The organism is Paragemmobacter straminiformis, from assembly GCF_014243445.1.
GTDB lineage: Bacteria > Pseudomonadota > Alphaproteobacteria > Rhodobacterales > Rhodobacteraceae > Paragemmobacter > Paragemmobacter straminiformis.
Genome location: NZ_JACLQD010000005.1, coordinates 261,919 through 285,461, shown reverse-complemented (window position 1 = coordinate 285,461; position 23,543 = coordinate 261,919). Strand labels below are relative to the sequence as shown.

Genomic DNA, 23,543 nt, shown 5'->3' with positions numbered 1-23,543 from the left:
CGTAGGCTGCGCCTTCACGGCGCACCCGTGCCGGCCTGATCCGCCCCCGCCATCCGCCCCGCCGCCCAGCGGTTCAGCCATGCAAGCCCCGCCAGCGCCAGCCCCAGCGCAAGGAACGAGAACACCCGTATCAGACCCGACAGGCCCGAGGCATCGACCAGAAACACCTTGGCCACGGTCACCGCGATCACCCCCATCGCCATCCGTCGCAGCAGGGGCGAGGCCTTGGCGATCGCCTGCCACAGAAGCACCGCGCCAAGCACCAGCAGCGCCACGGTATAGCTGTAAAGCTCGGGCTGGGTCGTGCCCGCGACGCTCAGATCATCGCCGCGCCAGAAGCGCCGGATTTCCAGCGCCGCGTAAAGCGCGCAAAGCGCCACCCCGCCCCCCAGCATCGCCCGGCGCAAACCGCGCGGCAGATGCCCGAGGAACCGCTGCCCGAAGATCAGCGTCACCCCCGGCAGCACATAGGCGAGCAGCATGGAATCGAGCAGCAGCGGCCCGATCACCCTCTCGCCTGCGGTCAGCGGACTGTCGGCCACCAAGACGATCAACGTCATCGCGGTAAAGGCCACCCCCGCCACCGCCGCGATTGCATAGCGCAACCAGCGCAACCACCCGCCCAAGGCGGCGCGGTAAAGCTGCACAAGGGTCAGCACCAGCCACGGATAGGCCAGAAGCGCCATGCCCCAATGCGTGTCAAAGGGCAGGGTCTGCGAATAGCTGTCCATGACGCGAAAGATCACCACATCGGCAAAGACCGCCGCCGTTCCGGCAAAACCGGATTCGAGAAAGGCCCGCGCCACATCGCGCGGCAAGCCGCGCAGCAGCCAAATCGCCGTGGCAAAGGCCGCAAGCGGCGCCACATGCCCCAGCACCATCGCCCCCCATGACGCGTCGATCGACCCGACGATCCCCGGATCGACGGTCACCCGCCAGCCGATCACCATGACAGCGGCTTGCAGGAACCAGCCCATCTCGGGCAGCCGGAACCTCTGGTCCAGCCCTGCGGCGACCACCACAAGCACCGCCAGCGCCACGGTCAGCGCCGCCGCCGTCAGCGTCAGGAACATGGCCAGCGCGATCAGCGACAGCGCCGAAAGCGTGAAATGCGCCGCCCGCCGCAGATCGCCGAGCCGCGCGAAGGCCAGCGCCAGCGCGGTCATCATCGCCGCCAGCGCCACCACATGCAGCGCCCAGGGGTAAGACCCCATCACCAGTGACGCACTCCACAGCAACTCGATCACCAGCACCGCCACGGGCGCCGCCAAAGCCGCCGCGCCCGACAGCACCAAGGGATGCAGCGGCCCCCGCAGCGACCGCCACGCCAAGGCCCCGCTCATCGCCGCCGCCATCAGCACCAACCATGTCACCGTCATCGGCGCGGCGGTTTCGGGTTCGCGGTAAAGCCCTTGCAGGAACCCGGCCGACAGCGCCCCGCCAAACAGCCCCTCGCTGCCCAATCGCAGCAGGAACCCCGCCGCAGGCAGCAAGGCCATATCCTGCAAACCGGGGGCCTCCTCGCTCCACAGCGCCAACACCAGCGCAAGCGCCGCCAGCAGCGCAAAGGGAAGCATCCCGCCCGTCTCGACCGTCAGCAGCAGCGTGCTTGCGGCCACCGCGCCCGCCGCCAGTTTCACCGGAAAGATCGGCGCATCGCCCTTGGGCTGCAAGACCGCAGCCAGCATCGTCGGCCCCGCATGATCGGGCATCAGCCGCAGCGCGGGCAGGCCCACGGCCAAAGGCACCAGCGCAAAGCACAAAAGCATCCAGCCATCGGCCCCGCCACCGCCCTGCCGCAACAGCAGCCCCGCAACGAAGCCAAGCCCCAGCGCCAGCACCGACACCCAGGCCCAGCGCCGCACGGTATCGACCATCAGGCCCACCGCCGCCACCAGCGCGAAATAGGCGTAAAGCCAATCGACCGCCTCGGCACTTCCCCCCACGACAAAGGGGGCCGTTGCCGCGCCCGCAAGCCCCAGCGCAACCATGAACGGCCCGTTGAACCAGCCCAGCACAACCGCCCCCGCAGCGGTCAGGACCAGTGCGGCAAAGCCTGCCTCGGGGCCGATCAACCCGTACATCTGCCGCGCGGCCACCACGGCGGCAAAGACGGAAACCACCCCCGCGCCGGAAAAGACCGAAGGCAGATAGGCCGTGCTGTCGACCAGCCGGTCCCCGAAACGCCGCCGGACATATTCCCCCGTCCCGACCAGCGCCAGACCGAAGCCGATGCCCATCAGCACCCGCATGACGGGCGGCAACAGGCCGCGTTCGATCCCGTATTGCACGAAAAAGACGCCCGCCAAGGCAAGCGAGACGCCCGAAATGGCATAGACCCAGTTCTCGCGCAGCCAAGCGCCGAACCGCTCGAACCCGCTTGGCCCGGTCGGAACAGGCAGGGGCGGCGGACCGGGCGGCGAAAGGGTCGCTTCGGGTCCGACAAGCGCCGCACCCTTCGGAGCCCAAGGGTCGAACAGACGCGGCGCGGCGGCATCCTCTCCGGCCACGGCCGCAAGAGGCCCCGTCGCATCGGCAAGCGGCGCATCGGCAAGCGGCGCATCGGCAACGGGCATATCGGATCGGGGCGGGACCGCCGCCGCAGGAACGGCGCTTTCCACGGAAGCACCCGGCAAAACGGGCATCTCCGGACGGACCGCCGCCATCCGCAGCGCCGCAACCTCGCGCTCCAAAGCCCGCGTCCGCCGCGCCAGAACGGCGACCCAGATGAAAAGAATGACCACCCCGGCCGGAAAGGCCAGCGCCAGCATGATCAGCGCCTCCAGATCCATCCCTGCACTCCACCTTGGCCTTTTGCGGACCTTACCGCCTTAAGGCTGCAAAGGAAGCGTGCAATGCAAGCGCAACCTTGCGTAAACCCGCGAATTTCCCCTGTCCCCCCGCCGCGCCAAAGGGCAGAATGGCAGCACAGACACAGGAGCGGTCGATGAAGGAAGCCTCGGTCAACGTCCTCGGCGGCGCGCTGGTCACCTGCTCGACAGCGCCCGTCACGGGGTTCTTCCGCAACGGATGTTGCGACACCGGCCCGATGGACCGCGGCCTCCATACCGTCTGCGCCATCATGACCGACGATTTCCTTGCCATGTCGAAATACCTCGGCAACGACCTGTCGACCCCGCGCCCCGAATTCGGTTTCGCAGGGCTGAAGGCGGGCGATCAATGGTGCCTCTGCGCCGCCCGCTTCCTGCAAGCGCATCAGGAAGGCGCAGCGCCCAAGGTCCGGCTCGCGGCCACCCATATCCGCACGCTCGACATCGTGCCCCTGTCGATCCTGCGCGACTACGCGATCGACCTCGACGCCTGACCTGCGACACCGCCGCCCCTTGCGGTTGCGCGCGCAAAGCCCGACCAAAGGCACATGACCCCGCGCTTTTCCATCACCGACGACCAGATCGCCACCGTGGTCCACGAATTCTACGCCGTGGCCCGAACCCACCCCGGTCTTGGCCCCGTCTTTGCCGCGCATGTCACCGACTGGGAGGCGCATGAGGCAAAGATCATCCGCTTCTGGCGCAACGCGATCCTTTATGACCGCAGCTATGACGGCAACCCGATGCAGGTCCACCGCGCGGCGGGCAATGTGCGCCTGGGCATGTTCGATGTCTGGCTGGGCCTGTTCGATTCGGTGCTGAAACGCCACCTTCCCGCCGAAACCGCAGCGGCATGGTCCGACCTTGCCCACCGCATCGGGCGCGGGCTGCGCTTCGGCATGATGGATGCGCCGAACGCCCCGCCCTCGTTGCGCGACCCCGCGCGCTAGGCGGCGCGGCCCTGCTTCAGGGGGCTGTCGTCCCGCATCAGATCGTCGATGAACAGCGACAGAAGCTGCGGCCGCCCGCTGACCCCCGCCTTGCGGTAGATGGCATTGGTCTGCGCCTTGACCGTGCCTTCCGATGTCGCCCGCAACACAGCGATTTCCGCTGTCGACATGCCCTTTATCGCAAACAGCGCCACATCCCGCTCGGCAGGGGTCAGCCCCCATTCGACAAACCGTTCCTCGAGCAGTTCGAGAAACGCACCTGATGCCCGCCGCAATCTTTCCTGCGCCTGATTGCGCTCGCGCAGCGTCCAGACCAGCATCACCCCGCCCAGCACCAGCCCCAGCACCAGCCCGAGAGCGGCGCCGATCTCCATCAATTCGCGGATTTCCCAAGGCAAAGGCCGGACATAGATGCCGACCATCGAAGACAATATGTCAGAAACGAAAAAGACGGCGCAAAGCGTCTGAACAACAAGGATAAGTCCGATCAGAACCTGGCGCGTCACGTCAACCGAACCTTGCGCCCTCTGGCGGAAAAAACAAAGTACATCCCGAAATCTTTCCCTGTCACCCGGTCAACCACTGCTTCCACTGCTGCCCGAGCCGGAGTTCGACGAGTCGTCGTCATCATCGTCGTCATCGTCATCATCGTCGTCGTCGTCATCATCGTCGTCGTCATCGTCATCGTCATCGTCATCGTCATCGTCGTCATCGTCGTCATCGTCGTCGTCATCATCGTCGTCATGATCGACGGTCGGCCGCGATCCGGCAATGCCACCGGCTTCGCCATCCGCCAGCAACCAAAGGTCGCGCAAGATTTCACCCGTGCGCGGGTTAAGGATGATCTCGCGCGTTCCATTCTCGCGTTGCGCAACGATGCGGACACGGCCGAGCCAGGTGCTCTCCGTCTCGACAAGGCTATACCCCTGCGATTGCAGCTGTTCGACGATCACCGCAGCATAATCGGCCGCGCTGGCATTGCCAGCAAGGCAGATACTGACAGCAGCGGCCGACAGAAGTATGCGTCTCTTGTCCATCTTCAAATCCCTGCGGCCGCAGCCGCACATCGACTATCCGCCATGACAAGCGCCCCGGCAAGACCGGGGCGCCCTCGTTTCATGAATTCGGCCTGTCAAAAGCCGCAGTAACCCGTTTCCAGACGATCAGTTGTCGTCGTCGTCGTCATCATCGTCGTCGTCGTCGTCGTCATCATCGTCGTCGTCATCATCGTCGTCGTCGTCGTCATCATCGTCGTCATCATCATCGTCGTCATCGTCGTCATCATCATCGTCATCATCGTCGTCATCGTCGTCATCGTCGTCATCGTCATCACCGTCGACGAAGTCGTCGGTCAGGCTTTTGACTTCGAGACCCGACTTGGTCAGATCTTCGCCATCGGCGGTTTCCGATTCCGACTTCAGCACGGTCAGCGTCACGCCGTCCTCGGCGATGCCGTAGATCGTCTCGGTCTTGATGCCATCGGCGCCAATCGCCTCGAGCTTGATCTGGCTCGGGCCGAACTTCAGCTCGGCCGAAGTATAGGTGCCGGCGGCGATCGCTTCTTCGATGCTGTTGCGGATATTCGTTGCGTCGAACGGCACGTCCTGTGCCATCGCATTCAACGCAAAGGTCGACGTCATCGCCATCACGGCTCCGAACATCATTCCTTTCGTCTTGTTCCTCATCGTCTCGCTCCTTCGTTGATCCTGCTCAAGGCGGATTTGGATGCCGCATTCCGGCGACACGAGAAGGAACACATGCTTTGCCGCGGCGCGAAATCCGCACGCGGTTTATTCGGGGGCTCTATCCGAAAGGTTTGGCTGCATAAACTATGGTTTATGGCCGGTTTTGCCCCCTCGGTCCGGCACAAATGAAAAGGCCCCCGCGGCACGAACCACGGGGGCCTTTCCGTAACTATCTGAAATATCAGACTTTCATATCCTGACCCAGATGCTTGGCCACGGTAAAGATGTCTTTGTCCCCGCGCCCGCACATGTTCATCACGATGATATGGTCACGCGGCAGGGTCGGCGCGATTTTCATGACATGCGCCAAAGCGTGGCTCGGTTCCAGCGCCGGAATGATTCCTTCCAGCTTGCAGCACAGCTGGAACGCCTCCAAAGCCTCGGCGTCGGTGATGCTTACATACTGCGCGCGACCGATGTCATGCAGCCAGGCATGCTCGGGCCCGATCCCCGGATAGTCGAGCCCGGCCGAAATCGAGAAGCCTTCAAGGATCTGCCCGTCGGGATCCTGCAACAGATAGGTCCGGTTGCCGTGCAACACACCGGGGCGACCGCCCGTCAGGCTGGCGCAATGCTGCATCCGGTCGTCCACGCCCTTGCCGCCCGCTTCCACGCCAATGATGTTCACCCCCGGATCGTCGAGGAAGGGATAGAACAGCCCCATCGCATTCGATCCGCCGCCGATGGCCGCGATCACCGTGTCGGGCAAGCGCCCCTCGCCCTCTTGCTCGGCCAGTTGCCAGCGCACTTCCTTGCCGATGATCGACTGGAAATCGCGCACCATCGCGGGGTAGGGATGCGGCCCCGCCACCGTGCCGATGCAATAGAAGGTGTCGCGCACGTTGGTCACCCAGTCGCGCAGCGCGTCGTTCATCGCATCCTTCAGCGTGCCGCGACCCGAGGTGACCGGAATCACCTCGGCCCCCAGCAGCTTCATGCGGAACACGTTGGGCGCCTGCCGCTCGACGTCATGCGCGCCCATATAGACCACGCATTGCAGGCCGAACTTGGCGCAAACAGTCGCCGTCGCCACCCCGTGCTGTCCGGCACCGGTTTCCGCGATGATCCGCGTCTTGCCCATGCGGCGGGCAAGGATGATCTGCCCCAGCACGTTGTTGATCTTGTGCGCGCCCGTATGGTTCAGCTCGTCGCGCTTCATGTAGACCTTGGCCCCGCCAAGATGCTCGGTCATCCGCTCGGCATAATAGAGCGGCGAGGGCCGGCCCACGTAATGCTTCCACAGATAGTCCATCTCGGCCCAGAAGGTCGGGTCGGTCTTGGCGAACTCGTAGCGCTCCTCAAGATCGAGGATCAGCGGCATCAGCGTTTCCGACACGAAGCGCCCGCCGAAAATGCCGAAGCGCCCCTGCTCGTCCGGCCCCGTCATGAAGCTGTTGATTCCGTCCTCGGCCATGATCCGCTCCCCTATGCTTGCCGCACCGATGTAGCGCCCTTGCCCGCGCGGGGAAAGGGGGCCCTCTGCCCCCTCGCCCTTTCAGGGCTCACCCCCGAGGATATTTTCCCGAGTATGAAAGCCGCGAACCGCCCAGGCTTTCATACTCGCCCAAATATCCTCGCCGAAGGCATCGCCGCCGATGCAGGGCGCGGCGGGTCCGCAAAAGCGCCCGCGACATGCCGGACCGGAATTTTCGCAGAAAATTCGTCAGCCCCGCGCTGCCGCGACGAAAGCCGCCATCTTCGCGGCATCCTTCACCCCCGGCGCGGATTCGACACCCGACGAGACATCCACCTGCCGCGCATTGGTCCGGCGGATCGCCTCGGCCACGTTCGCGGGCGTCAACCCTCCGGCCAGCATCCAGGGCCGCAACCAGCGCCGCTGCGCCACAAGACGCCAGTCGAACGACAGCCCGTTCCCCCCCGGCAAGGCCGCACCCTTGGGCGGCTTCGCGTCGATCAGCAACTGGTCGGCCACGGTCGAATAATCGAACAGCGCCGCAAGGTCGCCCTCGTCCGCCACGCCAACGGCCTTCATCACCGGCAGGCCATAGCGCGCGCGCAGCGCGGCCACGCGGTCGGGGCTTTCGTGACCGTGAAGCTGAAGCATGTCCAAGGGCACCGCCTCGACCAGCGCATCCAGCGCGGCATCCTCCGCATCGACCACCAGCGCCACCTTGGCAAGGCCGACCGGCGCCGCAAGCGCCAGCACGCGCGCTTGCGCAAGGCTCAGGTTGCGCGGCGATTTCGCAAAGAACACAAAGCCCGCATAGGCCGCACCCGCACGCGCCACGGCGGCGACATCGGCTTCGGTGCGAAGCCCGCAAATCTTGACCCGGATGTCCGACACGTCAACCCGCCTTGCGCGGGCGGTCGATCAGCGCCAGCACATCGTCCTTCTGCGGCAGGCTGCTGCTGTCCTTCATCACCGCCATTTCGCGCTCGAGCCGCGCCAGCTCGCGCCCGCGCACCGATGCCGTCTTGCGGTGCTTGTGCTCGCGCAGCCATTCCCAGGTGAAGCCGATCACCACACCCGCGACCACGCCGCCGAAGATCACCAGAAACAGCGGCACCTGCATCGACCATGACACCCCGAACAGCGCCGCCACATCCTCGGGCAGAAAGCTCACCGGCACCACGGCACGGTTCGCCAGCGCCACCGTCAGCAGGAACAGCGTCAGCACGGCAAGCAGAAGATATCGCAGATAACGCAGCATCGGCAGGCCCCTTCCCGCGGGTTACCTGCACAGTATCACCCCGCCAAAGGGCAGGTGCAAGCCCGACGGACCAGCCTGCCGGACCCTGCGGTCAGGCCTTGCCGTTCAGCCGGTCGCGCAGCAGCTTGCCGGTCTTGAAGAAGGGCACCTTCTTGTCGTCGACCTTGACGGCCTCGCCGGTGCGCGGGTTGCGGCCCACGCGGGCATCCCGCGCCTTGACCGAAAACGCGCCGAACCCCCGCAACTCGACCCGATCACCCTTGGCAAGCGCCTCGATGATCTCCTCGAAGACCGTATTCACGATCCGCTCCACATGTCGCTGCGTCAGGTGCGGGTTTTCATCCGCGATCTTCTGGATCAGTTCCGAACGGATCATCCGTGCAAGTCCCCCCTGCGGTCACCTACAAAACGCGTGGCGCCACGTTGTTATTGCTCGAAACTATATTCGGAAATTTCGGTCACACAAATGAAATCCAAGGCGTTACCGCCGCGCCGGGCCGCTGTGACCCCAAAGCAAAAGGGCCCCGCCATGCGGCGGGGCCCCCTTTCGTGTCTGCCATGCGGCAGATGGATCAGTTGCCGCCCTTGAGCGCGGCACCGAGGATGTCGCCCAGCGAGGCGCCCGAATCGGACGAACCGTACTGTTCCACAGCCTCTTTCTCTTCCGCGATCTCGCGCGCCTTGATCGACAGGCCCAGACGGCGGGTCTTCGGGTCGATGTTGGTCACGCGCGCGTCGATGCTGTCACCGACCGAGAAACGCTCGGGGCGCTGGTCGGCACGGTCACGCGACAGGTCCGAGCGGCGGATGAACGACTTGGCGCCGTTGTATTCCACTTCGATCCCGCCTTCTTCGATGGCCGTCACGACCACGGTCACGACCGTGCCACGCTTCACGCCATCAACCGCATCGGTGAAGTTGTCTTCGCCCAGAGCCTTGATCGAAAGCGAGATACGCTCTTTCTCGACATCCACTTCGGTGACGGCGGCCTGAACCGTGTCGCCCTTGCGGTAGTTCTGGATGGCTTCCTCGCCGCGCTGGTCCCACGACAGGTCCGACAGGTGGACCATGCCGTCGATATCGTTGTCGAGGCCGACGAACAGACCGAATTCGGTGATGTTCTTGACTTCGCCTTCGATGTTCGAGCCGACGGGATGCTGTTCGGCGAACACTTCCCACGGGTTGCGCTGGGTCTGCTTCAGGCCCAGCGAAACGCGGCGCTTGGCGCTGTCGATTTCCAGAACCATGACGTCGACTTCCTGCGAGGTCGAAACGATCTTGCCGGGGTGGACGTTCTTCTTCGTCCAGGACATTTCCGAAACGTGGACCAGACCTTCGACACCGGCTTCCAGCTCCACGAAGGCGCCGTAATCGGTGATGTTGGTGACACGGCCCTTGTGGACCGAACCCAGCGGATAGGCTTTTTCCACGGCATCCCACGGATCGGCCTGAAGCTGCTTCATGCCAAGGCTGATGCGGTGGGTTTCCTTGTTGATCTTGATGACCTGAACCTTGACGGTTTCCCCGATGGCGAGGATTTCCGACGGGTGGTTCACACGGCGCCATGCCATGTCGGTCACGTGCAGCAGGCCGTCAACGCCGCCGAGGTCGACGAAGGCACCGTATTCGGTGATGTTCTTCACGACGCCGTCGATCGACTGGCCTTCGGTCAGGTTGCCGATGACTTCGGCACGCTGTTCGGCACGCGATTCTTCAAGGATCGCACGGCGCGAGACAACGATATTGCCACGGCGACGGTCCATCTTCAGAATCTGGAACGGCTGCTTCATGCCCATGAGCGGGCCGGCATCGCGCACGGGGCGCACATCGACCTGCGAACCGGGCAGGAAGGCGACAGCGCCGCCCAGATCGACCGTAAAGCCGCCCTTGACGCGCCCGAAGATCGCGCCGTCGACGCGGGTTTCCGAGGCATATGCCTTTTCCAGACGGTCCCAGGCTTCTTCGCGGCGGGCTTTCTCGCGGCTGATGACAGCCTCGCCACGGGCGTTCTCGACGCGGTCGAGGTAAACCTCGACTTCATCGCCGATCTCGATGCTGGGGTTCTCGCCCGGATTGGCGAATTCTTTGAGGTCGATGCGACCTTCCATCTTGTAGCCGACGTCGATGATGGCCTGGCCCGCTTCGATCGCGATGACCTTGCCTTTGACGACGGTGCCTTCTTCGGGAGTGTCGATTTCGAACGACTCTTTCAGAAGGGCTTCGAATTCATCCATGGATGCTTTGGCGCACATGTGCGAGTTTTTCCTTTATCAGATGTTGCTGGCCATGCGGTTGTCTCCGCCGGTCTTTGGTGGCCCGTTCGGGAAAAGCGCAAAGCTCCGGAAAACCGGCACTGACGCTCCTGCCCTTCAGGATGGGCGGCCTATACAGGCTTCACGCCCGACACGCAAGGAATGTTGGCAAAACCCTGCCCGGCCACGCGGCAACCGGCCCGCGCGCCCACCGCAGCGCGCGCCCCGGTCCGGAACGCCCGGTTCAGAACGCCCGGTTCAGAACGGATGCGGCCTGCCGTCCCAGCACTCGAAACAGCCTGTGGTGGCCGGCGACAGATGCGCAAAGCGCGCAAGCAGCCCCGTCGCCGCCTCCTCCTCCGAGATATCCGCCCCCGCCCCGCCCATCTCGGTGCGCACCCAGCCCGGATGGTAGATGCCCACGGCGATCCCTTCGGCCCGCAGATCGGTCGCCAGATTGCGCCCGATGTTCAGCGCCGCCGCCTTTGACGCGCGGTAGATATAGCTCCCCCCCGGCGCCTTGGTGTCGGACCCCATCTGCGAGGCGATGATGGCGATCTTGCCGCCCGCGGCGCGGATGTTCGGCAGCAGCGACTGGATGGTCAGAAACACCCCCGTCACGTTCACCGCCAGCGTTTCTGCCCAGAGAGCGGCGGGAAATCCCGTCTCGAGTTGGTCATCCTCGTCGCGGTAGATGCCCGCGTTGCAGACCACCAGACCAAGGGGCCGCCCCGCCAGCCGCTCGGCCAGCGCCCGGTGCGAGGCAGGCTCGGTCACTTCCAGCCCCTGCCATTCGATGCCCGAGACGCCAGGCGCGCGCGGCCCGCGATAGGTGCCCAGAACCCCCGCGCCGCCCCGCGCGGCATGGGTGGCCAAGGCCAGCCCGATCCCCCGATTGGCCCCTGTGATCAGCATATCCATCGGCAAACCTTTCCGTACCTTCCCGCGTGCCGCGCATCCCGTGACGCAAGGCACCCTCCACATTCACATTCACATTCGCCTAAATATCCCACGGGGGCGCGGGGGTGTGAAACCCCCGCAGTCCCGACCCGATGGCAAGGCCCCAAAGGCCCGACCCCGCAGCTCAGGGCATCAACTGCCCGCCATTCACCTCGATCACCTGACCGATGACATAGGCCGACAGCGACGCGCAGGCGAGGAACAGGTAAGCCCCCACGCAGTCCTCGGCCACGCCCAGCCGTCCCGCCGGAATCGTGCCCAAGGCCGCGTCGAGCTGCGCCTTGGTCGAATACCGCTCGTGAAAGGGCGTGGTGATGACCCCCGGCGCCACCGCGTTCACGCGGATGCCAAAGGGGATCAGCTCCTTCGCCATCCCCCGCGTGACGTTATGCACGAAGGCCTTGCTTGACCCGTATAGCCCCGCCCCGCCGCTGGCCCCGTTGCGCGCCGCGATGCTGGTGGTGTTGATGATGAACCCGCCGCCCGCCGCCTTGATCGGCCCGATGGCGGCCTGGCTTGCCACCACCACCGACCGCGCGTTCAGGTCCATGATGTCGTCATAGTCCTGTTCCGTCGCCTCGGCATAGGGCACCCGCCGCACCATGCCGCCCGCGTTGTTGATCAAACCGTCCAGCCGCCCGAAGGCCGCGACCGTCTGCTCGACCGCATCGCGTGATCCGGAACCGTTCGACATGTCGGCGCGGATCAGCCGCACCGTGCCGCCCGCCGCCTCGATCTCGCCCGCAAGGGTCTCGGCGGCATCCGCGCTCGCGTTGTAATGCAGGCCGACCCGCGCCCCCTGCGCCGCAAAGGCCCGCGCCACCGCCGCCCCGATCCCCGTCGAAGCCCCCGTGACCAGCACGACCTTCCCGTCCAGTTCCGGCAACCGCATCCCGTTCATCGCAAGCCCTCCATCCGTTCTGCCACCACCGATATGGCCCGCGCCACCGCTTCGTCCACCGGCATCGCGCTGGTGTCGATCAGAACGGCATCCTCGGCCGCCCGCAAGGGCGCATCCGCCCGCCCCATGTCGCGGGCATCGCGCTCCAGCACCTCGGCCAGCACGCGCGCCTCGTCGCCCCCCACCTCGAGCCAGCGCCGGTGCGCCCGCACCTCGGGGCTGGCGGTGACGTAAAGCTTCACCTCCGCCGCAGGGCAGATCACCGTGCCGATATCCCGCCCGTCAAGCACCGCGCCCCCCTCGGCCCGCGCGAACCGCTGCTGAAAGGCGACCAAAGCCGCCCGCACCGCCGGAATCGCCGCCACCTTCGACGCGGCCTGCCCCGCTTCCAGCGACCGCAAATCCCACCGCTCCAGATCGGCAGGCACCAACCCCTCGGCCGCCGCCACGGGATCGCCCCCCTTGGCCCCGACCGCCCGATACAACAGCCCGGTGTCAAGATGCGCGAAACCGAACCGCGCCGCGACAGCCCGTCCGATGGTTCCCTTGCCCGCCGCAGCAGGCCCGTCGATCGCCACCGTGAAAATCATGACCGGTTTTCCATTCTCGTTGCACCGCCTCGCAGCGAAGCGATTCCCCCGTTGCCGCAACCAGCATCACGAAACGGCCCCCCCGGGCAACGGCGACCGCCCCGCCCGACCGGAAGATCGCCCGTCAGTCCCGGAAAGACCGGATAGCCCCCGTCATTCGGCCTGTCGGTATCGGGCATGGTCGACATCGCACCGCCCTTGTTCTGCACGCTCACGCTGCACCCTCCGTCCGGCGCGGCACGGGGGCTGGCCTGCGCCTTGCGGTCCACCAGCCGCAGCCCGGCCAAAGGCGCAGGCTCTCCCTGCATCAACGGGCCGCCGAAACGGTGGTAAAAACGCCCGGCCCGCGCCGCACCTGCACAGGCGAAAAGGACCGGCCCCGCCACAGCCCTACGACCCCGCGCGCCACCGCCCCGGCCCTGCATCCGCCCTCTTCCTCTTGCCGCAAATATCCTCGGGGGGTGAAGCCCCGTCAGGGGCGAGGGGGGCCCGAGGGTCCCCCTGATTTTTCGCAGAAAAATCGTCACCCGCGCCGCAGCGTCGCGCCAAGCCCGGTCATCAATCCCTCGAAGATCGGGAACGAGGTCAGGATGGGCGAGGCGTCATCCACCGAGACCGGCTTTTTCGACGCCATGCCGCAGACAAGAAAGCTCATCGCGATGCGGTGGTCGAGATGCGTCCGGGCCGTCGCCCCGCCCGCAACCCCGCCCGCACCCAGACCGTGGACGATCAGCGTATCCTCGTCCTCCTCGACCGTGACGCCGCAAGCCTCGAGCCCCCGCGCCATCGCGTCGATCCGGTCACTTTCCTTGACGCGCAACTCCTTGACGCCGCGCATCACCGTCTTGCCCTCGGCAAAGGCCGCGACAACCGACAGAACCGGATATTCGTCGATCATGCTCGGCGCGCGCTCCTCCGGCACCTCGATGCCTTTCAGGCCGGGCGAGAACCTGACCCGCAGGTCCGCGACGGGCTCCCCGCCCTCTTCGCGCGGGTTCTGGAACTCGATATCGGCCCCCATCTCGACCAGGGTGAGGTAAAGCCCGTTCCGCGTCAGGTTCTGGCTCACCCCCGGAACCATGATGTCCGACCCCTCGACGATCAGCGCCGCACAGACCGGAAACGCGGCCGAGGACGGATCGCGCGGCACCGCCACCGTCTGGGGCCGCAACTCCGGCCGCCCCGTCAGGGTGATGACATTGCCCTCGGCGGTCTTTTCCACCGTCAGGGCGGCGCCGAAACCCAGAAGCATCCGCTCCGAATGGTCGCGCGTGGGTTCCTTCTCGATCACCACGGTCTGGCCCGGCGCGTTCAGCCCCGCAAGCAGGACGGCGCTTTTCACCTGCGCACTGGCAACGGGCAGCGCGTAGCGCACCGGAACGGGGTTCGCGGCCCCCACCACCGTCATCGGCAGACGCCCGCCGGCACGGCCGTAGGCCCGCGCGCCGAACAGCGACAGCGGGTCCGTCACCCGCCCCATCGGGCGCTTGCGCAACGAGGCATCGCCCGTAAAGGTCGCCGTCATCGCCGTGGTCGCCATCGTGCCCATGATCAGGCGCACACCGGTTCCCGAATTGCCGCAATCGATCACATCGGCAGGCTCGCGGAACCCGCCCACGCCCACGCCATGCACCGACCATTCGCCCTGCCCGTGCCGCGTCACCTCTGCGCCAAAGGCCTGCATCGCCTTGGCGGTGTCCAGCACGTCCTGCCCTTCCAGAAGCCCCGTCACCCTGGTCTCGCCCACGGCCATCGCGCCGAAGATCAGCGCACGATGGCTGATCGACTTGTCGCCCGGCACCTCGGCCCGCCCTTTGAGGGGGCCGGATTTGTGGGCGGTCATCGGCTGGGCTTCACCATGTGCGGACATCTCGTCACTCCCGAATGCATCGGCACGCCTGATAGCCCAAGGCAAAGCAGAGGGGAAGCGCCCCATTCCAACCGCGCCCATACCAACCGCAGGCCGCCCGACCGTGCCCCGCCCGACCGCAGAAGGGGGGCTTTCCGCCCCCCACGGGGCGCAAGCGCCCCTCCCCCCGAGGATATTTGGGGCAAGAGGAAGCCGCAAAGCGCCATCGCTTCCGCCTTGCGGGGCAACGCCCTTCAGGGAAGGCCGGGGGGCATCGCATCCTGCCTTTGACCCCGCCCTGTGCTGCACCATATGCAAGGCGTCAACCGAAAGGCCCGCTATGCCCCGCAATCCCTACCATTCCGGCCCGGTCACCGACCATTTCGACGGCCTGCGCTTCTTCAATCCCGAAGGCGCGCCACCCAAGGGCTTTCGCGACATGCTCCGCTGGCAAAGGAACGGCGAACGGCAGCCTTGGCCCGCCTCGGTCGCCGTGACGCCGGCCAAGCCCGCGCCGCGTGTCGATGACCTGACCGTCACGATGGTCGGCCATGCCACGATGCTGGTTCAGGTCGCGGGGCTGAACATCCTGACCGATCCCGTCTGGTCCGACCGCGCCAGCCCCGTCCGCTTCGCCGGCCCGAAACGCGTGGCCGCCCCCGGCATCGCATTCTCCGACCTGCCCGAGATCGACGCCGTGCTTTTGTCGCACAACCACTACGACCATCTGGACATTGCCACGCTGCGCCGCCTGAAGGCCAGCCATGACCCGCTGCTCCTCACCCCGCTCGGCAACGACAGCATCGTGGCCAAGGCGATCCCCGACATGCGCATGGCCACGGGCGACTGGGGCGATGCCCTGCCGCTTGCCCATCTGACGCTGCATCTGGAACCCTGCCACCACTGGTCCGCGCGCGGAATGCGCGACCGGTCGATGGCGCTCTGGGCGTCTTTCCTGCTCGACACGCCCAGAGGGCGCATCCTGCACATCGGCGACACCGGCTTTGACGGCGGCCGCCCCTATACCCGCATCCGCGACCGGCACGGCGCGCCCCGCCTCGCCATCCTGCCCGTGGGCGCCTATGCCCCGCGCTGGTTCATGCGCGACCAGCATCAGGACCCGCACGAGGCCGCCGAAGGCTTTGCGCTGCTTGGCGCAGCCCATGCCATCGGCCACCACTGGGGCACCTTCCAGCTGACCGACGAATCCCGCGAAGCCCCGCCCGACCTTCTGGCCGAAGCCCTCGCCGCCCGCGCCATCCCGCGCGCGCGCTTTCGCACCCTGAACCCCGGCGATGTCTGGGTGATCCCCGCCTGAACCCTCAGCCCTTGCGGCGGAAGGTCAGGTAATGCGGCGCGCGCCCCTCGCGCAGGGCCTTCTGCTCGTAGCGGGTGGAAATCCAGTCCTCCCACGCCTGCCCCTGCCCTGCCTGCCGCTCGAGCACAAAGCCCGCCTGCGGCACCTCTTCCAGCGTCTGGCGCACGTAATCGGGAATGTCGGTCGCCACACGGAACTCGGCCCCCGGCCGCATCACACGCGCCAGCGCCTGCAGATAGCCCTGCGTCACGAACCGCCGCCGGTGATGCCGCGCCTTGGGCCACGGATCGGGATAGTTCAGGAACACCTTCCCGAAACAGCCATCCGGCATCACATCGAACAGATCGCGCACATCACCCGGATGGATGCGCAAATTCGTCACCCCCGCCGAGCGGATCTTGCCCAGAAGCATCGCGATCCCGTTCACGAAAGGCTCGCAGCCGATGATCCCGATATCCGGATAGCGTGCCGCCATATGCACCAGATGCTCGCCCCCGCCGAACCCGACCTCGAGCCACAGCGGACGGTCCCCGAACACCGCCACAGGGTCAAGCGGCGCGCGCGCCGGATTTTCGTCAACCGTTACGCCGCCAAGCGACAGCTTGCCCAGATCCTCGGCCAGATAGGTCTTCTGGCTGCCGCGCAGGGTCTTGCCATGCACGCGGCCATAGAAATTGCGCCGCTCGGGGGCGGGGGTGGCTCCGGCTTCGGTCTCTTCGGGCGCATCGGTCATGGCAGGCATCCTTTTCAGCCGCAGGGGCCTAGACCCTAGCCTCCGCGCGGTCAAGCCTGCGGCTCAGTCCTGCGGCAGGGGCCGCTCGCCGATCCGCTGCACCACCATGACCAGATAACCGTCCGGATCCTGCACCAGAAACTCGCGCTGCCCGCCCAGACGGTCGCCCCAGTCGCGCCACTTCTCGCGCGGTGCTACGTAAAAGGGCAGCCCCGCCGCGCGCACACGTGCGGCCACCGCATCGACATCGGCGACATAGACCTGCACCACCAGACCGCGCCCGAAGGGCCGCTCCATCGCCCCCGTCTCCCAATCGCCATCGCGCTGGTAGACCATCACCTGCGCCCCGTCCGGATGCACCAGACAGGCCAGCTTCTGCGCCGGCCGCTCGAAGGCAAGGCCGAACCCCAGCAGCTCCGTCCAGAAGGCCAGCGAGACGGGATAATCCGTCACCATCATCTCGGACATGCCATTGGCCCAGACCACGGGCGGCGCACCGATCCCCATCAGCCGCGCCCCCGATACGGCGCCACGCCCTGATCGGGAATCCACACCCCCCCGGGTGCCGCCCCCGTCTGCCAGAACACGTCGATCGGAATCCCGCCGCGCGGATACCAATAGGCCCCGATCCGCAGCCATACCGGATCGAGCAGCCCCACCAGCCGCTTCGCGATATCGAGCGTGCAATCCTCGTGGAAGGCACCGTGATTGCGGAAACTGTGCAGGTAAAGCTTCAGCGACTTGCTCTCGACCAGCCAGTCCTTGGGCACATAGTCGATCACGATATGCGCGAAATCCGGCTGCCCCGTCATCGGACAGATCGAGGTGAACTCGGGCGCGGTGAAGCGCACCACGTAAAGCGTCCCCGCATGGCCTGCCGGAACCTTTTCCAGCAGCGCGGTCTCGGGGCTGTCAGGCAGGCCCGTGGCAGCGCCAAGCTGCGTCAGGCCGGAAACGTCGGTTGCAGTCATGGCGGCGTCCTTTCCTCATCCCTCCCGCCCTAGCACAGAGCCGCCCGAACGCAAACGCCGCCCCTTTCTGCAAAACGCGAAGGGGGGCTTTCCGCCCCCCACGGCCTTGCGGCCTCCCCCCGAGAGTATTTTGGCAAAGGTGAAAGACAGAACCCGGCTTTGCCGCTTCCTCTTGCCCCAAATATCCTCGGGGGGTGAGCGGCGCAGCCGCGAGGGGGGCGGACAGCCCCCCTGGATTTCCGCAAGACGTCGCGGCCCGAAGCGAAGCGGCGCGCAGGTTGCCCCGCGCGCCGCGATACCGCCAGCTGCTGCGGTGTTACTTGACGGCTTTCTTCAGGGCCTCGACCAGATCGGTCTTTTCCCACGAAAATCCGCCATCCGCTTCCGGCGCGCGGCCGAAATGGCCGTAGGCGCTGGTGCGGGCGTAGATCGGCTTGTTCAGCCCCAGATGCGTGCGGATGCCGCGCGGCGTCAGGTCCATGCATTCCGCGACAGCGCGTTCGATCTCGGTCGAATCGACCTGCCCCGTGCCATGCGTGTCGACATAGATCGACAGGGGCTTGGCCACCCCGATGGCATAGGAGACCTGAAGCGTGCAGCGATCCGCAAGGCCGGAGGCCACGACGTTCTTGGCCAGATAGCGCGCGGCATAGGCGGCCGAACGGTCCACCTTGGTCGGGTCTTTGCCCGAGAACGCGCCGCCACCATGCGGGGCGGCACCGCCGTAGGTGTCCACGATGATCTTGCGCCCCGTCAGGCCCGCATCGCCATCGGGACCGCCGATGACGAAGGTGCCCGTGGGGTTCACCCACCATTCGGTCTTTTCACTGATCCAGCCCGAAGGCAGCACGTCGCGGATATAGGGTTCCACGATGGCGCGGATATCGGCGCTGGTCTGGCTTTCCAGCATATGCTGCGTCGACAGCACGATCGAGGTCACCTCGACCGGCTTGCCATCCTCGTAGCGCAGGGAAAGCTGCGATTTGGCATCGGGGCCAAGCGTCTTTTCCTTGCCCGATTTCCGCACCTCGGCCAGACGCCGCAGGATGGCGTGGGAATACTGGATCGGCGCGGGCATCAGCTCGGGCGTCTCGCGGCAGGCATAGCCGAACATGATGCCCTGATCGCCCGCGCCGTCACGGTCCACGCCTTGCGCGATATGGGCCGATTGCTCGTGCAGGAAATTATGCACCTTCAGGGTGTTCCAGTGGAACTTCTCCTGCTCGTAGCCGATGTCGCGGACGCAATCGCGCACGATGCCCTCGACCCGGGCGAGCATCGCCTTGGTGGCCGGCTCGTTCGACAGACCCACTTCCCCACCGACGACGACCGTATTGGTCGTGGCAAAGGTTTCACAGGCAACACGCGCGTTCGGCTCTTCGGTCAGAAAGGCATCCAGAACGGCATCGGAAATGCGGTCGCACACCTTGTCGGGGTGCCCCTCCGAAACGGATTCGGAGGTGAAAACATAGTTCATACGGGTCATGGGGACGTGCTCCATTGGGGTGATCCCTGTCACGCCAGGAAGCCGTTGTGACAGTTCGCCCCGTTGCTAGACGCCCCCCCTTGGCGCGTCAAGCAGACTTCCGCCGCCCGGCCAGACGAAGTGCCGCCCCGAGTCCTGCCAGCAACACCAGCACCGGCCCCTCGCCGAACCGCGCATAGGGCGGGGCTGCCATTTGTCCCGGAATGGTGACGTCGAGGCTCGCCGCCTCGCCCATCGGCAGGCTTTGCACCACCCGACCCCGCGCGTCGATCACCGCCGTGACCCCCGTATTCGCCACCCGCAGCAGCGGCAGGCCCTGCTCGATCGCGCGCAATTCGGCCTGCGCCAGATGTTGCCACGGACCTGTCAGCGTGCCGAACCATGCGTCATTGGTGATCTGCAATATCCAGTCGGCCCGCTCGGGGGCGGCGCGCAGGTCCTGCGGGAACACCGCCTCGTAGCAGATGATCGGCAGCACCTTGCCCAAAGGCCCGAGGTCCAGCACCTTCGGCCCCTCGCCCGCCGAATAGCCGTTGCCCTGCTGGGCGGCAAAGGCCCGCAGGCCGAACCAGCGGAAGGCCAGATCGCCAAAGGGGATATATTCGCCAAAGGGCACCAGATGGTGCTTGTCATAGACCTGCCCCACCGCCCCATCCGGCCCGATCACCGCAAGCGAGTTCCAGAACCGCCACCCCTCGACCCGCTGGATCCCCGAAACCACCGGCGCGCCGCGCCCCGCATCGGCGATGGCCACGGCCACCTGCGGATAATCCTCGAGAAGATAGGGCACGGCCGTCTCGGGCCAGACCGTCAGGTCAGGCCGGGCGCCTGCCTGCGTCATCCCGATCAGGCGGCGGAAAAAGACATCTGCCTGCACCGGGTCCCATTTCAGGCTCTGCTCGGCATTGGGCTGCACCAGCCGCACCACCCCCGCCCGCGCCGCAGGTTCCGGCAGCGCCAGACGCCATGCGCCATAGCCCCAACCCGCGCCGACCAGCGCCAGCGCGGCAAGCGCCGGGCCAGGCCGCCGCATCGCCAGCAGCGCCGCCGCGACCAGCGTGAACAGTGTCAACCCGTTGGCACCGGCCAGCGCCGCCACCTGCGCCGGCGCATGGCCGATCCAGACATGCCCCGGCAGCGCCCAGGGAAAGCCCGTCAGCACATAGCCCCGCGCCAGCTCGGCCAGCGTCAGCGTCAGCGCGAACCCCAGCCCGCGCTGCGCGAACAGCCCCGAGGCGGCCCCGGCCACCGCCCAGAACAGCGCAAGACCAAAGGACAGGAACACCACCGCAAAGGGCGCCATCCAGCCATAGGCCTGCGCATCGACCAGAAAGGGCTCGACGATCCAGTTCAGTGCCGCGGCGAAATACCCCGCCCCCGCGACCCAGGCGACCCAACCCGCCCCGCGCCCCGCCCGTGCGACCAGCGCCACGACCGCGGCAAAGGCGGGCAGGGCCGCCCACCACCAGCCCAGCGGCGCCTGCCCCAAAGCGGCAAAGGCACCCGCCACGGCGGCAGGCCACAGGCTACGCCATCCCGGCCAGCCCAGACGTCTCACTCAAGCGCCGCCTGTTCGGCCGCCGCCGAGGCCGCATCGACCACCGCAGGCAGCCTTATCCGCACCCGCTTGATCCGGCGCGGGTCAGCCTCGACCACCTCGAACTCGGCCCCGCTTTCATGCGGCACGATCTCGCCCCGCGCGGGCACGCGACCCGTGCGCAGAAAGACGATCCCGCCCAGCGTGTCGATCTCCTCGTCATCCTCGTCGGTGCGCAGGCGCAGGCCGATGGCGGCTTCGATCTCTTCCAGCGGCGCATTGGCCAGACACAGGAAAACGCCGGGCTTTTCCTCTTTCCACGACACGCTTTCCTCTTCGTCGTGCTCGTCCTCGATCTCGCCTATGACCGTCTCGATCAGGTCCTCGATGGTCACCAGACCATCGACCCCGCCATATTCGTCGATCACCAGCGCCATATGCACCCGCTCGCGCTGCATCTTTTGCAGCAGCACCCCGATGGGCATGGAGGGCGGCGCGTATAGCACGGGGCGCAGCAACCGCTTCAGCGACCAGCGTCCCGCCGTGCCGAACCCGTGCTGCAAGGCCAGATCCTTGAGCAGGACCAAGCCCTGCGGATGGTCGAGCGTGCCCTTGTAGACCGGAATCCGGCTGAACCCGTGTTCGCGGAACACGGCGACAAGCTCGTCCTTGCCGATGTCCAACGGCACCGCGACGATATCGACCTTGGGCACCGCCACATCGTCGACACGCAGACGCCGCAACGCGCCAAGGCCCGGCAATCCGGCCGAGGCAGGCCGCGCGCCCCCCCCGTCACCCTCGCCCTGCTCGCCGCCCGGAACGAAAGCGTCCAACAGCCGTCCGAAGAACCCGCGTTGCGCTGGCTCTGCCTCATCCCCGCCTTGGGTCGCCTGTGACGACCCGTCGTTGCTACTGCCCATCGGTCCTTGTCCAACACACCCCAGTCACGCGGGGCCTCATGAATATGGGTCCGAAAGCCCGAGGCTGGCAAGTATCCTCACCTCGGTCGCTTCCATCACCGCCGCATCCGCATCGTCGACATGGTCATACCCCAGACAATGCAACAGTCCATGCACAAGAAGGTGGGTCACATGGTCCGCCATCGGCTTTCCCTGTTCGGCCGCCTCGCGCGCGCAGGTCTCGTAGGCGATGGCGATGTCACCCAGTTCCACCGGGTCATCCGCTTCGCCCGCCTCGGGCAGGTCGGGCGCATCGCCAAAGACCTCGGCGGCGCGCTCTTCGGATGGCCATGACAGCACGTTCGTCGGCTGCGGCTTGCCACGGAAATCCGCGTTCAGCTCGGCGATCCGCGCATCGTCGCAGCCCATGACCACGACCGAAAACCCCGTGGGGGGCAGGCCCAGATCGGCAAGCGCCGCCACGCAGGCCCGCTCGGCCAGCGGTGCAAGGCCGAAAGCCTCCCACCGCGCATCCTCGATCACACTGTCGACAAGTTCGCTCATGCGCGCCTTCTACATCGCGGACAGGCAAAGCACAAACCGCCCGGCACAGCCGCCGCACCGGACACCACCGCACAAGCCACCGCGCGACACACCGCTCGGAGAGAGGGGGGGCTGTCTGCCCCCCCACGGCGCGTTCCGCGCCTCCCCCCCGAGGATATTTGCGGCAAGAGGAAGCGGGCGAAAGGCGCGATGCCCTTCGCCCCGCCCCTCAGGACTGGTGCGTCTCGTCCGATTCGTAGGCTTCGATGATCCGCGCCACCAGCGGGTGGCGCACCACATCCTTCGAGGTGAAGTAGTTGAACGTCACCCCCTTCACGCCCTTGAGGATGCGTTCGGCCTCTTGCAACCCGCTCGGCACGCCGCGCGGCAGATCGACCTGCGTGCGGTCGCCGGTGATGACCATGCGGCTGCCCTCGCCCAGACGGGTCAGGAACATCTTCATCTGCATGGTCGTGGCATTCTGCGCCTCGTCCAGAACGACAAAGGCGTTCGACAGCGTCCGCCCGCGCATGAAGGCAAGGGGCGCGATCTCGATGCGCTTTTCCTCAAGCAGCTTCTGCACCTGCTTTGCGGGCAGGAAATCGTTCAGCGCGTCGTAAAGCGGCTGCATGTAGGGATCGACCTTCTCCTTCATGTCGCCGGGCAGGAAGCCGAGCCTTTCGCCCGCTTCGACCGCAGGGCGGCTGAGGATGATCTTCTCGACCGCGCCCGAGATGAACATGGTCACGCCCACGGCCACGGCCAGATAGGTTTTCCCCGTCCCCGCAGGCCCGATCCCGAAGCCGAGTTCATTGGCGAAGAGGTTCGCGACATAGGCCTTCTGCGCCTCGGTCCGGGGCTCGATCGGCTTCTTGCGGGTGCGCAGCTCCATTCCGGCGTTGAACAGTTCGATCTGCTCGCCCTCGGCCAAGGCGCGGTCGGGCATCGGCCGGCCCATCCGCATCGCCCCGTCGATATCGCCCGCCTGCACGCCGCGCCCCGATTCCAGCCGCGCGTAAAGCGAGCGCAGCACAGCCGCCGCCTGCTCGCGCGCCGCCTTTTCCCCGATCACCGCAAGCCGGTTGCCCCGCCGCAGGATATGGACCCCCATCTGGTGCTCGATCTGCGCGAGGTTGCGGTCAAACTCGCCGCACAGGTCGATCAGAAGCCGGTTGTCGGGGAATTCGAGGGTCGTTTCCACAACGTCCTCGGAACGGGTCGGGGGGGTCAGCGCGCTGATGCCCAAGGAGGTCTCCTTCTAGACTACGTTCGCCATATCTTGATGATGATCCGCGTTCGGACACAA

24 protein-coding genes and 1 riboswitch are annotated in these 23,543 nt (G+C 66.3%); of the genes, 3 read left to right on the top strand and 21 right to left on the bottom strand.

Annotated elements, in window-relative coordinates:
* Positions 1-14: 14 nt before the first annotated feature.
* Positions 15-2,792 (bottom strand): DUF2339 domain-containing protein, encoded by a 2,778-nt coding sequence (locus H7F16_RS16955; RefSeq protein ID WP_185798808.1) that lies wholly within the window; start codon positions 2,790-2,792, stop codon positions 15-17.
* Between the two features lie 155 nt (positions 2,793-2,947).
* On the opposite strand from H7F16_RS16955, the gene H7F16_RS16950 reads away from it, so the two are divergent.
* Both H7F16_RS16950 and H7F16_RS16945 read left to right on the top strand, forming a co-directional pair.
* On the top strand, positions 2,948-3,325 hold the full coding sequence (locus H7F16_RS16950; RefSeq protein WP_185798931.1) for a DUF2237 family protein: 378 nt from the start codon (positions 2,948-2,950) through the stop codon (positions 3,323-3,325).
* 54 nt (positions 3,326-3,379) lie between these two features.
* On the top strand, positions 3,380-3,781 hold the full coding sequence (locus H7F16_RS16945) for a group III truncated hemoglobin (RefSeq protein ID WP_185798807.1): 402 nt from the start codon (positions 3,380-3,382) through the stop codon (positions 3,779-3,781).
* Here H7F16_RS16945 and H7F16_RS16940 read toward each other — a convergent pair.
* From H7F16_RS16940 to aroA, 12 genes are all read right to left on the bottom strand, one after another.
* On the bottom strand, positions 3,778-4,287 hold the full coding sequence (locus H7F16_RS16940) for a helix-turn-helix transcriptional regulator (protein ID WP_338402022.1): 510 nt from the start codon (positions 4,285-4,287) through the stop codon (positions 3,778-3,780). The two genes, H7F16_RS16945 and H7F16_RS16940, sit on opposite strands and share 4 nt — an antisense overlap.
* Before the next feature lie 69 nt (positions 4,288-4,356).
* Positions 4,357-4,818, bottom strand: coding sequence for a hypothetical protein (locus H7F16_RS16935; RefSeq protein ID WP_185798806.1), 462 nt, complete (start codon positions 4,816-4,818; stop codon positions 4,357-4,359).
* Between the two features lie 126 nt (positions 4,819-4,944).
* A complete protein-coding gene (locus H7F16_RS16930) occupies positions 4,945-5,466 on the bottom strand; it encodes a hypothetical protein (protein WP_185798805.1) in 522 nt (173 codons plus the stop codon).
* Between the two features lie 241 nt (positions 5,467-5,707).
* Positions 5,708-6,940, bottom strand: coding sequence for a tryptophan synthase subunit beta (trpB, locus tag H7F16_RS16925; RefSeq protein WP_185798804.1), 1,233 nt, complete (start codon positions 6,938-6,940; stop codon positions 5,708-5,710).
* A gap of 249 nt (positions 6,941-7,189) precedes the next feature.
* Positions 7,190-7,831, bottom strand: a complete 642-nt coding sequence (locus H7F16_RS16920; protein WP_185798803.1) for a phosphoribosylanthranilate isomerase — start codon at positions 7,829-7,831, stop codon at positions 7,190-7,192.
* A gap of 1 nt (position 7,832) precedes the next feature.
* Positions 7,833-8,198 carry a lipopolysaccharide assembly protein LapA domain-containing protein gene (locus tag H7F16_RS16915; protein WP_185798802.1) on the bottom strand — a complete coding sequence of 122 codons (366 nt, stop codon included), beginning with the start codon at positions 8,196-8,198 and terminating at the stop codon, positions 7,833-7,835.
* A 91-nt stretch (positions 8,199-8,289) separates the two neighbouring features.
* The gene (ihfB, locus tag H7F16_RS16910) at positions 8,290-8,574 is read right to left on the bottom strand and encodes an integration host factor subunit beta (RefSeq protein ID WP_108434454.1); all 285 of its coding nucleotides are present in this window, start codon (positions 8,572-8,574) and stop codon (positions 8,290-8,292) included.
* Positions 8,575-8,770: 196 nt separating this feature from the next.
* Positions 8,771-10,450, bottom strand: a complete 1,680-nt coding sequence (gene rpsA / locus H7F16_RS16905) for a 30S ribosomal protein S1 (protein ID WP_185798801.1) — start codon at positions 10,448-10,450, stop codon at positions 8,771-8,773.
* A gap of 258 nt (positions 10,451-10,708) precedes the next feature.
* Complete coding sequence (locus H7F16_RS16900) at positions 10,709-11,371, bottom strand: SDR family NAD(P)-dependent oxidoreductase (RefSeq protein ID WP_185798800.1); 663 nt, start codon at positions 11,369-11,371, stop codon at positions 10,709-10,711.
* A 163-nt stretch (positions 11,372-11,534) separates the two neighbouring features.
* Entirely contained in the window at positions 11,535-12,311 is a 777-nt protein-coding gene (locus H7F16_RS16895; protein ID WP_185798799.1) for an SDR family NAD(P)-dependent oxidoreductase, read from the bottom strand.
* Positions 12,308-12,901, bottom strand: a complete 594-nt coding sequence (locus tag H7F16_RS16890) for a (d)CMP kinase (protein ID WP_185798798.1) — start codon at positions 12,899-12,901, stop codon at positions 12,308-12,310. Before H7F16_RS16890 ends, H7F16_RS16895 begins: the two co-directional genes overlap by 4 nt.
* A gap of 523 nt (positions 12,902-13,424) precedes the next feature.
* Positions 13,425-14,771: a 3-phosphoshikimate 1-carboxyvinyltransferase gene (gene aroA / locus H7F16_RS16885; protein ID WP_185798797.1), complete on the bottom strand. Its 1,347-nt coding sequence runs from the start codon at positions 14,769-14,771 to the stop codon at positions 13,425-13,427.
* Between the two features lie 319 nt (positions 14,772-15,090).
* Here aroA and H7F16_RS16880 point away from each other — a divergent pair, with 319 nt between their 5' ends.
* Entirely contained in the window at positions 15,091-16,068 is a 978-nt protein-coding gene (locus H7F16_RS16880; RefSeq protein WP_185798796.1) for an MBL fold metallo-hydrolase, read from the top strand.
* Positions 16,069-16,072: 4 nt separating this feature from the next.
* Here the strand turns inward: H7F16_RS16880 and trmB are convergent, their stop codons facing one another.
* The 8 genes from trmB to H7F16_RS16840 form a co-directional block, all read right to left on the bottom strand.
* Positions 16,073-16,801 (bottom strand): tRNA (guanine(46)-N(7))-methyltransferase TrmB, encoded by a 729-nt coding sequence (gene trmB / locus H7F16_RS16875; protein ID WP_185798795.1) that lies wholly within the window; start codon positions 16,799-16,801, stop codon positions 16,073-16,075.
* A gap of 63 nt (positions 16,802-16,864) precedes the next feature.
* On the bottom strand, positions 16,865-17,308 hold the full coding sequence (locus tag H7F16_RS16870; protein ID WP_206682613.1) for a VOC family protein: 444 nt from the start codon (positions 17,306-17,308) through the stop codon (positions 16,865-16,867).
* Positions 17,308-17,772: a preQ(1) synthase gene (queF, locus tag H7F16_RS16865; RefSeq protein WP_185798794.1), complete on the bottom strand. Its 465-nt coding sequence runs from the start codon at positions 17,770-17,772 to the stop codon at positions 17,308-17,310. The genes H7F16_RS16870 and queF overlap by 1 nt, the downstream gene beginning before the upstream one ends.
* A 316-nt stretch (positions 17,773-18,088) precedes the next feature.
* On the bottom strand, positions 18,089-19,258 hold the full coding sequence (gene metK / locus H7F16_RS16860; RefSeq protein WP_185798793.1) for a methionine adenosyltransferase: 1,170 nt from the start codon (positions 19,256-19,258) through the stop codon (positions 18,089-18,091).
* Between the two features lie 7 nt (positions 19,259-19,265).
* A riboswitch (SAM-SAH riboswitch) is annotated at positions 19,266-19,315 on the bottom strand.
* Between the two features lie 31 nt (positions 19,316-19,346).
* The gene (gene lnt / locus H7F16_RS16855) at positions 19,347-20,816 is read right to left on the bottom strand and encodes an apolipoprotein N-acyltransferase (protein ID WP_185798792.1); all 1,470 of its coding nucleotides are present in this window, start codon (positions 20,814-20,816) and stop codon (positions 19,347-19,349) included.
* Positions 20,813-21,715, bottom strand: a complete 903-nt coding sequence (locus H7F16_RS16850) for a transporter associated domain-containing protein (RefSeq protein WP_185798791.1) — start codon at positions 21,713-21,715, stop codon at positions 20,813-20,815. Before H7F16_RS16850 ends, lnt begins: the two co-directional genes overlap by 4 nt.
* Before the next feature lie 36 nt (positions 21,716-21,751).
* Positions 21,752-22,258 carry an rRNA maturation RNase YbeY gene (gene ybeY, locus H7F16_RS16845; protein ID WP_185798790.1) on the bottom strand — a complete coding sequence of 169 codons (507 nt, stop codon included), beginning with the start codon at positions 22,256-22,258 and terminating at the stop codon, positions 21,752-21,754.
* A gap of 208 nt (positions 22,259-22,466) precedes the next feature.
* Positions 22,467-23,483 (bottom strand): PhoH family protein, encoded by a 1,017-nt coding sequence (locus tag H7F16_RS16840; RefSeq protein WP_185798789.1) that lies wholly within the window; start codon positions 23,481-23,483, stop codon positions 22,467-22,469.
* Between the last annotated feature and the right edge of the window lie 60 nt (positions 23,484-23,543).